Below are 10799 nucleotides of genomic sequence, written 5' to 3' on the forward strand. Positions count from 1 at the left end.
ACCCCGCACGACACCGATACCGAGGATCGTCGACCACGAAGCCTGGACGGAGGATCCGGAGCGGATCGTGGCGTGCCTCGACCGTCAGAACTTCCCATTCGCCGCCACACTGCTGAAACGTCGGCTCCATGGCACGCGGCCTCCCAGCCGAGACCGTCGGAGCCTGCACAATGGTCTAAACCAACAAAAGGCGCTGACCTGGGCTTCTGCCCATGGTCAGCGCCTCTCGACACCGTCGGGACGACAGAATTTGAACCTGCGACCCTTGACCCCCAGTCAAGGAGATGGGGCATTTCCGCAGGTCGGGGGCACTTTGCTGCTCAATACGACGTTCGATTTCCAGTATATCGTGCCGTTTCGTGCATGCCGTGTGGTCCACAACTGGTCCACAGGATGCACGAGTTCGTCAGGTCGAAGTCGTCAGTCCGTGACGGTGTAGAGGTGGACTCGATGAATGTCCGTTCCCGACGGCGTGAACCAGTCGCCGACCGAGTCCGGTTCGTCGAACGGGTCCTCGTCGTAGAGCCACTCGGGGTCGAGGTCTCCCAGGATCGTCTCCCTGAACGCGGCGTAGGCGCTTTCGACGTCGTCGTCGTACAGACCGTAGACGTCGAGGATCGGTACTGCCTCCTGAAGGAGCAAGTGGAGGGCGAGCGCCTCGGCCGTGGTCGCCGGGAGCTGCCACGCGGTTGAGGTGAGCCGTTGAACGATCGTTGCTGCGGCGATGATGAACCGGCGGACGAACAATTGGGTGTACTGCTCGGTGAAGGCGGGCGGCAGCTCCTCCAGGACGAAGAAGACGGCGTCGGAATCCTCGACGCTGTCGGCTGTCTCGTCTTCCGCAAGGCTGATGAGGTCGCCGAAAAGCTCGTCGGTGAGTACGTCGATGGCGTTGACGAGGGCGCCTGCGGCCAGCTCGGCAGTCGCGAGGGGGACTGTGTCCAGCCTGCCGTGGCCGAAGTGAGCTGCAGTGAAAGACCCCAGCTGCGGTGCGAGTTTCCGCAGTTGCGTACAGCGAGTCTCCACCTCCTCTTTCGTCAGGCCAGCCAAGTCCGTGTCCGGTTCGGGCTGACGGTGTAGCCGGGCACGCTCCGCTGGATCCGCAGGTGGTGCGTCGAGCCCGTCGGCCGCTGCGAGGCTCGCCTGGGCGAGTTCGTCGTGCAGCTTGACCTCGCAGGAGGCGATGGCCCAGTCCTCGAACTCCTCTGTGCCTTCGAAAATCCCCTTGACCACTTCACGAGCGGCACTCTCGGCGAACTCCAGGGCGGGGGCATCCAGAACGAGAAGCACCAATGCGCCGTCGGGATGCGAGGCGACCCGGAAGTCGTCGAGGTCGATGCTCACATCGTCCGGGCCGTCGATACCCTCCAAGTGCTCCAAAGGATCGGCGAGCAGGCGAGCCACGCCCGCTCGCTGTAGGGGGTCCAGGGACGGAAACCCGCCCGGAGGGACGACGTCGACGTGTACGAAATAGGTCACGCGACAAGCCTGCCCCAACCAGGCTGCAGTGATCGCTGTCTTAGGGTGGCCCCTCACCTTCAGTGATCGGGCAAGCTAGCGGATACGGACATGGCCAGTGGACGGTCGGAATACGACATGGTCTGCGGTGCGGTGGGCACGGCAGGAGCCGCGACTTATCGTGGGCCCATTTTTTGAACGGTCTGCGTACAGCCACGGCGCGTTCGAGATCATCCGGGGCTCGACGCCACCCCGTACCAGACAGCCGGGCCCTGCACTCGATCGAGTGCTACGACACGGGCGAGGTCGTCCTGGGCCACTTTCACCAGACCGCCACCTCGTACGGCGCGTTCACCACACCGAGCATCAGTGGGTACTTCTTAGGCTCGTGGTTCTGGATTTCGTGGGCGGCGGCTTCTGTGAAGGCACTCGGCGCCGTGCTCGCTGAGTCCCGCGACATCCCGCGTTGAGGATGTACCGGTAGGTTCTGTGGCGCTGCGGCGAGATCGCGGGTGATCAGGGCGCCTACGGGAGTTCGGACGCGTTCGGTACCACCATCGCCGTCATGCTCTGTGCCCCACTATTGGTCTATGACTACTGGGGGACAGATTCGCCTGTGGGTTGGTTTGGCTACTGCGGGCTTGGCTTTGGGCGGCCTCGGGTGGTTCCTTCTCGACATCGGCCTGGACGAAGCAGACAAGGTCGGCAGCGTGATCGGGGTATTCACTGGTCTCCTGGGGCTTGCCCTGACAGTGTTCGGAGTCGTACAGGCCCGTAGGACTGTGCCTGAAACCGGGACGGTGATGGACGCCGAGGCTGCCGATTCGGCGCAGATCCAGCAGGTACGTGGGAGCCGTCGACGCCGAGCCACCCCCGCGTTGCCATCCGATGGCCCCGTCCGGCATGCTCCGCCGTCCTCGATGACCGCACGGGCAGTCGGGAACTCTCGCATCGTTCAGGTGGGTGGGGATCATGAGGAGTGACGGTGCCGTCCGCCAGGACGCGGTCGCCCACGGCTTTGCGCAGATCTTCCAAGCAGGCCACGATCTGCATGTCTCCGGGGCGGAACCTCCTTACAAAGCAGCCTGGTTTCCCTTAGACGGACGCGCTCCGATCTCACGCGATCGGGCCCGGCAGCAACCGAGTCGACTGTTGCGGACGAGTCGTCAGGTCGTCGACTTCATGGGACGCCACGAGGAACTGGCCGACTTCCGATACTGGAGAGACGACACTCGCCTACCTGGGCTTGCTGTTCGACTCCTGCACGCACCAGGCGGAGAAGGTAAGACGCGGCTTGCCGCCCAGATTGCTCTGGAAGCTGCCGAGGACGGTTGGGCGGTCCTCGAAGTCCGCCACCGCAGCGACGATTCCGCGGAGCAAGGCAGTAACCCGGCCGCGGTTACGGGGAAGAATGGCGTTCTTGCGATCGTCGACTACGCCGAACGATGGCCGGTCGGCGACCTGTTCACCCTGCTCGGCGACACGATGCTGAGCGCTGGGGTACCCGTACGGTTGCTGTTGTTGTCTCGGACCGCCGGAGGGTGGTGGGACCGAGTGACAGCCCGTCTGGACGATCTGTTCGACCTGGACGCTGAAACCGTGCTGCTGCGGCCGCTGGGTACCCGGCAAAGCGACAGGCAGAGCGTGTTCGACGCTGCGTGCGACCGATTCGCCGAGATCCTCGGCGCAGACGACGCGATCACAGCACCCCACGGCCTGCAGACTGACGACGCCTACGCGCTCGTGCTCACCATCCACATGGCGGCTCTGGCTGCGGTCGACGCGATGGTCCACGGTGTTGACGCCCCCGGCGAGCCGCTCCGCGTGTCGAAATACCTACTTCGGCGAGAACGAGAGCATTGGGACCGGATCCAGCAGGCACAGGGCACAGCAGCGAAACCGTTCATCAGCGCCGAGACGATGGCGCGGGTCGTGTTCACATCGGTACTCACGCAAGCGGTCCCGTACCCGACAGGCGTCCAGGTGCTGGAACTGGCCGGCATCGCATCAACGGCCGAAGGCGCGGCTCAAGTCCTGGACGACCATCGCTACTGCTATCCGTCGACATCGGGAAACGTCCTGGAACCGCTGTCTCCGGACCGACTGGCCGAAGACTTCATCGGGCTGACCTGTCCGGGTGCCGGAAGCGAAGCCGCCTGGGCCTCCGGACTGCTGGCCGGGTTGTTGAAGCAGGCTGATGAAGTCGATCCGACGAGCTCCCCTGCGTGGATGCGCTCCGCACTCATCGTCTTCATCGAGGCGGCGAAGCGATGGCCGCACCTCGCTGCGACAGAGCTGTATCCGCTCCTGCGCACGCGTCCGGAGCTGGCAAGGCTGGCAGGTGGGGCCGGGCTGTTGTCCCTGCTGGAGTTCCCGGACGTGCCGATCGATGTCCTGCGACTCGTCGAACGCGAGCTGTATCCGGAACCGAGCGTCGAGTTCGGCCTCGCAGGGGTTGGGGTCGCCATTCGTGTTGCCGAGCACACCGCCGCAGCATCAGCCGACCCTGTCGAGCGGGCAACGATCCGCACCACCCTGGGAGTCCGACTGACCAATGTCGGCCTGCATGACGATGCGTTGACAGCAGCGCAGGAAGCTGTACGACTGTGGGTTCACCTGGCGACGCAAGATCCTGGTGTCCACATGTGCGATTTCGCCGGGGCTCTGATCAATCTGTCGACGAGCCTGGCGGGGACCGGGCAACGGGAAGCCGCGCTGGACGCGGTTCAGGACGCAGTACATATCCTGCGAGCCCGATTGAAGGATGCACCTGACGTCCACCTGCCCGTCCTCGCCCTGGCACTGAGCAATTCCGCCTCTCGCTTGGCGGCGTTGGGGAAGGGAGAAGAGGCTCTGGCGGCGAGCCAGGAGGCGGTGGGCATCCGCAGGGGCTTGGTCGCCACCGACCCGGAGAGATTTCTCCCCGGATTCGTGAGATCCCTGATCGGCTTGGCGAACAGGTACGCACGCTCTGCCCACCCGCACGACGCGCTGGAGCCCGCCGAGGAAGCTGTGGGCCTCCTCCAGGCCATGTCGGATGTCCTGCCGGACACCTATCTCCCCGACTACGCCGAAGCCCTGGACACCCTTGCGCGCTGCTACTCGGCGGCGGACCGACCGGGCGATGCCTTGGTACCCATGCTCGAGGCCGTGGACCGCCATCATTCTCTGGCGTCCGCGCTACCCCGCGCGTACCTGCCCGACTTCGCCCGCTCGATGACCAACCTCGCCGGCCTGCTGACGGAACTGGGGCATTGGGAGGATGCCGGGACTACCGCTTCCGCAGCGGTGGACGTGTGTCGGGTGCTCGTACAGGAGGCTCCGCAGACGCATCTACCCTTGCTTGCCCGGGCATTGAACAATCATGCGACTGCCCTGGCGGGCGCAGCCCGACCCGACGAGGCGCTGCGCTTGATGACCGAGGCCGTGGATCTGTTCCGGCAGTTGGCCCACGAGAACCCCGGCGGCTTCCAGAACCACTTCGAACAGTCCCTCACGGTCCTCACATGGATCCGCGGCCTTCCCGGATGACGCTCCCAGCCGCCACGTTTTCACCCGGCACATCCTTGTCTGCGGTCGGTCCGGGTGAACTCCACCTACATGGGGAGAAGCCCTTTCGAGAACACGGGTGGTGCGGCACCGCATCGAGCATTTGACGTCATATCGCCTTGAGCGGCGTGTCGTCGTAGGTCCAGCGGTTGGGAATGGTCATGTCGCAGGACACGAGGGGTCGGCTTGGAGGCCTCCGTGCGCGAGCCTGTACTCCCTGATCAGCGATCCAGGCAGACGACCTCGGGTGTTCACCGGTCGCCCCTCGGCTTTCGCCCAGGCACGCACCTGCGCCGGCTCGGCGTCATTCGGAGGCGGTTTGATCTTCGCGGGTCCGTTATGCGACGGAACGGCGGATGCCGCCATCGCTCGCGTCGAGGTGGCCGAGCGCGCATCTGTATCGACCGCCTTCGCTTCGATCGCCGAAGCCAGAGACCGGAGGCGCGCAGCGATCAGCTTCGGTGGCGCCGAGATTGCGTGGATGCCGCTCTGTTTCACCACGCCTGCGAGACATGGACTGCTGAGGAAGGCCAGCACCTCTTCGATCTCCGTCTTGTCGAGAGGCGTCTCCAATGATGCTTTTGTTTCACGCCAGATATCCCGAACGTCCAACGCGCCGGCACCGAATTCGATGTCGACAGGGTCATTCGCGCTCTTCCACATGGCATTGGTCACGAGTGACAGGGCTTCGGTCCGCCGCTTCGTCTCGCGCCAGGTGTGCGCAAGCGCATCGGCTTGGCCTGCGAGCAGCAGAGCGGCAAGTTCGTGAGGGTAGAGAGGGGTCTCGGCGTGACGCACGATCGCCGCGGCGAGTTGTTCTGCCGTCAGCACCGCCACATCGTCCCTGTTGGCCTCCTTGAACACCCGGGTGTCGAATCCGGGGCCGATGAGCACGGTGTGGTCGGCGTGGTGACGCATGCGATGTTCGTTCAACCGCATAAATCGCACATCCTGGTCCGTGACCAGACCCGCACCGTCCGTCTTGGCCTCCACCGCGATGCGCCGCCGTTTCGTCGGAGACAGCCACAGGGTGACGACCAGGTCTGTCTTGGCCGGGCCGCTGTGCACCTCGGTGTCCATCGCGAGATAACGGAATGCTTCTGCCAGCGCATGCTCGAACCGCTGGTAGTTCGCGCTGTCTGTAGACGAACTCACCACCTCGGCCGCCAATTGCTCGGGCCGGCGAGGGCATCGGCCGAACTCTGCCGTGGTGTTGTCCGCTTCATCCGGAGCGCGATCCCGGTGTGCATCGTGGTGCTTCTGAAGAGGCAAAGAGCGGGCAAGGGCCCTGCCCAGTGCGGTGCTGCGCGCCACTTTCCCGATGCGCTCGGCGAGCCCGGTTTCCACCAAGAGCGCGACGCGCGCTGTCACGTCCTTTCGAGTGAGAGTCGGTCTGAGGTACTTCTCGGCCAGGATCCTGGTCAATGTCCCTGAGTCGACTTCTGATTCCAGGGTGTCCAGGGTTTCACCGAGCAAGGCCAGGCTGAGGTGCAAGCAGCGGACGAGGTCTGCAGCTTCTCCGGACTGGAGCCACTCTGCGGCAAGATCGGTCGTTGCGAACTGGTCCGGCCCCACCTGAGCCAGGAGGCCGAGGCCCTGGAGAGTATTGAGCGACTGCTCGGCAGACGACATGTTGACGTCGAAGGTCTCAGCGGAAAGCCGGATGAACTCGCTTCGGGACAGACCGGAAGCCGCAGCGTCGATGTTGCGGCTGAAGGCCATCATGGTTGCTCCGCCCGCGATGTACCCCAGTACTCGCTTGCGTCCCTGTAGCTCGTTCTCGGTGACTTCGCTGAGGCGCTCGGCAAGCCGACGGGTAGGCACTGAAAGTTCCGCAGGGAGGTGAACAGCCAGTCTCTGCGCCTCGAGGTCACTTCTTCGGACGAGGGCCAACTGGGGAATTAGCGCCCTACCGTCCTCTGTCAGGACGATCTTGCCGTTCGTCCAGGATTCGACCATGCCAGCGCCATGCATCCAATTCACTCGGCGACGGATCTGAACAAGGGTCTTCCAGCCTAACCCGTACGTGTCGTTGGCAATGCGATTCAATTCCCCGCATGTCAAGCCTTCGCCGATCGACTCCAGCATCTCACCGAAGAAGCGGATATGAGCGTGGAACACAGCGATGAGGTGGGTGGCGCCGCCGTCACCGAGAACGCGTTTGGCCTCAGATGTGAGAAGGACACGCGGCGGACGGCCCTTTCGGGTGAACAGGCCGCAGGGCCCCAGTGAGTGGAGTACCTGACGTAACGCGACGGCGGGGGAGCCTCCCGGCCAGATGAACGTTCTATCGAGGAGGGGATCGGCGTCGATATCCCTCAGCAGGGCTTTGAGGTTGTCAACGAGTTCGGAGAAGTGGCCTGGAATGTGAGGGACAGTTCCGGCTCGCGCGAGCCATGGGAGAGACGTGGGAAAGCCCCCGCTGTCCGGCGCGGTTGCATGTGGCATGGACGCGGCTCCTGCTTGAGGTGGTCGAACATGTGGCGCGATGTAATTGCGTAGTGCCCATGATGACCTCAAGTAGCGTGCATATAGCGGCGTTTGCCTCATGTCGGCACCCTTACGAGTACCTGCCTGGTCGCGTCGGGGGAGGCCGGTCGGCTTCCCGCTCCTCGGCTGAGACGTACTGGTTGCCCACCTGCGTACCACTACGGAAACAGGGATCGCTGCACCAGGATGATCCTCGGATTCGCCGATCGTGCCCGCAGCGCAACAACATGTGCCGAGAAGTGCATCGAACGGTTGACCTCTCTGACTGAGGTACCCAAGAATCCCAGGCCAGCGTCACGGTCGAAGTTGCTGACCAATCTGACTAGTAAGTACTCTCGTTCGCCGAACGACCCGTCACGGAATGTGGAGGATGCGGCGCAAAACCGCGTTGCTTAGGAAACGTCGCTGGCCCATCCTGGTACGGGCCATGTGGAGATGTTGCCCAGGGCCAGCTTCATGGGACGAAGCAGCCTGGTCGCAAGGTCGGGATCCACGGGTGTGAGGGCGAGACCCGCAGCCGCGAACCCGGCCGTCTTGCAGGCATCGTTTCCCTCCGGTGTGCGAATGCCGAAGGTCCGCGCGCGCGAGACGAATGTCGCATCGGCGATGCGGATCAGCCGGGTGTAGGAATCCATTCCGAGGTCTGTTGCGAGTCGCCGCCCTTCGGACCATGCCGGGTCGAATCCATTTGCCGGCCAGGCGCGTTCGTACATGGTCTCCATGGCGGCGACATCGTCCCTGGAAGCGGTGCGCAGTCGCTCCAGTAGAGCTGCGACTGTCCGGCCCAGCGGTCCGAGGTACCAGTGCGCGGGTACGTGGCGGAGTACGCGGTAGTTCCAGACATGGTTGCCCGCACGGTCGTTGGCGGGGGTTCCCTCCGCCGAGAACAGCCAGAAGGAGTAAGGGACCTCGGGGGCGACCTTTGCGGGCTTGTCGTGGGCCCACACGTGGTTTCCCGCCCAGTAGGGCTTGCGTCGCGCCACGGGCTCTTCGTCCGCGAGAACCGGGAGCAGAGTTCCACGTCGCCAGGCTGCGTAGTAGTCGTGTGGGTCGTCACTGAATCCACGTCCCGACGGCCGGGTCAGTTTCCATCCGACGTGGTCGGGCAGCGTGGCGGGGTCGAGGCCGATCGAGGCCCAGTCGGGGGTGATTCCGTAAGGCTCGGTCACATCGGCTCCAGCCTCGTGTGCAGTCTAACCGAGTGAACACGAGATTGGTGCGAAAAGCCGCGTTGCCTGGGTCAGTAGTCCACCGGGCCGGGTTGTGGGGTGTCAGTCGGTCGGGCGCGCACATAGGAGGTGCCCGCGATGGTGGTGGCGGGGCGTGTGTCGTCGGTGCGGGCCGGTACGACGCGGGTCGCGATCCAGGATCCTTTGGTGGGTACGGGGAGTTGGAGTTCGCGGGCGATGCCCGGGTGCTCGCGTTGGTGGCCCAGGATGATGATGCCTTCTTCGCGGAGGTGTCGGCGGGCGTCGCGGACGCGTTTCGCCGGGTCGGTCTGGTGGGCGACGGTGGCCATCGGTTCGCGCGGGACGACGCGGTCGCGGACGTGCCGGAAGAGTTCGTTGATGCGTTTTTGGCCAGAGACGCGATCGGCCAGGATCAGTTCGCGGGTGTGGGGTGGCAGATGCAGGAGGAAGTTCTCCGGTAGGTCGCCGGAGCGTACGAGCCAGTGGATCGCGCGGCGGCCGGTCGGGGACAAGCGGTACTTGCGCTCCGGTGCCCCGGGTAGGACCGCGTCCTCGGTGATGTGGAGAAGGCCGACGGAGAAGCGTGAGTGTTCGTCGTCTGCGGTGAGCAACAGGCCCAGGTGGCCGAGTGCTTCACGTGGAAGGGTCCAGGCGCCGGTGAACGAGAAGCGTGGGTGGACGTGGCGTTCGGCGACGGCGTAGTGGGTCGTTCCCGCAGGGAAGCCGTATGCGGCGCGGCAGACGATGCCGACCTTGGCGGCGAGGTAGGTCTTCTCGGCCTTGTCCAGCGTGGCCACGTCGTAGCGGCCGGTGCGTTGGCCGTCCAGTACCTCGTCGAGGGACCGGCGTAGGGCTTGGCCGAATCGAATGTGCCGCGGGTCGTGTCGGCGAAACCAGGCCGCCGTCGCGTGCACCGGATCCGCCGGGTCCGCGGGCGTCATGACGTGTCTGCGTGTTCGTCGGCCGAGGACGGTGGTTCGCCGATGGTTCGCGTCGCTGGGAACACGTTCCAACGCTAGGAGCCGTTGTCCGAGGGCGCCATGGTTTGCCGGTATGAAGAGGACTTCGGCTGATCATCACTGAACACATGGTTTTGGGCCACTTCGGTCGGGTGGGTGGTCGTCCGGAGACGTGTGCGAGGTCTTGAACGCGGTGAAATCAGCGGACTTCGTCAGAAGGCTCGCCGACGTCGCCGGTGATCCTGGATGCGGCGTGATGCGGTTGCCACTCCCAACGAGGCTGGAGCAGGTGATCGAGGACGTCTTTGGCATCGCGGATGAAGTCTGAGTCGGAGAGTCGTACGACGCGCTGTGGCGGAGCTCATGCGCCGGGTTCGGCGCGCGAGTCCACCCTGAAGCCGTTGTGGAGGCTCGGATCGGTAGACGCACGACACCAAAGAGTCCACGAGAGCGGCCTCGGGGGCGGCGGCGATCCGGAACCGGTTCAGGAACAGCCGCAGGATGGCGGGCGTGCCAGGCCCTCAACGAGGGCCTGCGGTCAGGCAGCGGTTCTATCCGCCGGGAACGCCCGCTGGAGTAATTCGAGTGTGGCCGTGTTGTAGAGCTTGCACATCGGGTGCTGGCTCGCGAAAATACCCCGCTCGCGCACCGCGTGGGCGCGGTCGACGGTGCTCAGCCAGCGGATGGGCAGGACGTACTCCGCCAGATCGGGGTCGGTCTCGTCGCCGGCATGGCGGTACGTGCCGACGAGCGGCTGCTCGGCCAGACGCACGCTGTGTCCGGCCACCTCGACCCTGGCTTCGACGAACGGGGCCACCTCGCCCGCGACTTCGCCGACCCCCACGTATCCGACGCGCGGGATGTAGACGTGCACACGGTGGCCGATTCGGGGTCGACGCAATCCCTGCGAGAACCAGGTGCCGCCCCCGGCGCTGACGAAGCCGAACCGGCGTCCGTCGTCCCACGAGCGGGTGCCGTCCTCGCCCAGCGCGGAGTACCAGTCCTCGCCGCTCCACGGCTCACGAGTGGCGGTCGTGCGCGCTCGGGGAGCGGTCTCCATCCCGGTGTCGTCGCGGAGCATCGTCCGGGCGAGGTAGCGGGAGCCGCGGTCCTCGTAGTACTCGAACGCCGCCGCGTTGATCGGCACGCCCAG

General features: G+C 65.0%; 5 protein-coding genes and 1 pseudogene. 1 reads left to right on the plus strand and 5 read right to left on the minus strand.

All coding sequences use genetic code 11. From position 1 onward, the window contains the following. Window positions 1–420: 420 nt before the first annotated feature. Window positions 421–1404: a hypothetical protein gene (locus tag GT354_RS05915; protein WP_161355110.1), complete on the minus strand. Its 984-nt coding sequence runs from the start codon at window positions 1402–1404 to the stop codon at window positions 421–423. 1236 nt (window positions 1405–2640) lie between these two features. Here GT354_RS05915 and GT354_RS05920 point away from each other — a divergent pair. Next, window positions 2641–4989, plus strand: coding sequence for a tetratricopeptide repeat protein (locus GT354_RS05920; RefSeq protein WP_161355111.1), 2349 nt, complete (start codon window positions 2641–2643; stop codon window positions 4987–4989). A gap of 177 nt (window positions 4990–5166) precedes the next feature. On the opposite strand, the gene GT354_RS05925 is transcribed toward GT354_RS05920, so the two are convergent. From GT354_RS05925 to GT354_RS05940, 4 genes and pseudogenes are all read right to left on the minus strand, one after another. Next, window positions 5167–7128, minus strand: coding sequence for an Lsr2 family protein (locus GT354_RS05925; RefSeq protein WP_161355112.1), 1962 nt, complete (start codon window positions 7126–7128; stop codon window positions 5167–5169). Window positions 7129–7889: 761 nt separating this feature from the next. After that, window positions 7890–8666, minus strand: coding sequence for a hypothetical protein (locus GT354_RS05930; RefSeq protein ID WP_161355113.1), 777 nt, complete (start codon window positions 8664–8666; stop codon window positions 7890–7892). A 71-nt stretch (window positions 8667–8737) separates the two neighbouring features. Further along, complete coding sequence (locus GT354_RS05935; protein WP_161355114.1) at window positions 8738–9628, minus strand: NaeI family type II restriction endonuclease; 891 nt, start codon at window positions 9626–9628, stop codon at window positions 8738–8740. Window positions 9629–10184: 556 nt separating this feature from the next. Then, window positions 10185–10799, minus strand: a pseudogene (locus GT354_RS05940) (hypothetical protein); the annotation flags it as partial.

Source organism: Streptomyces sp. SID3343 (assembly GCF_009865215.1).
In the GTDB taxonomy this organism is placed as follows: Bacteria; Actinomycetota; Actinomycetes; order Streptomycetales; family Streptomycetaceae; genus Embleya.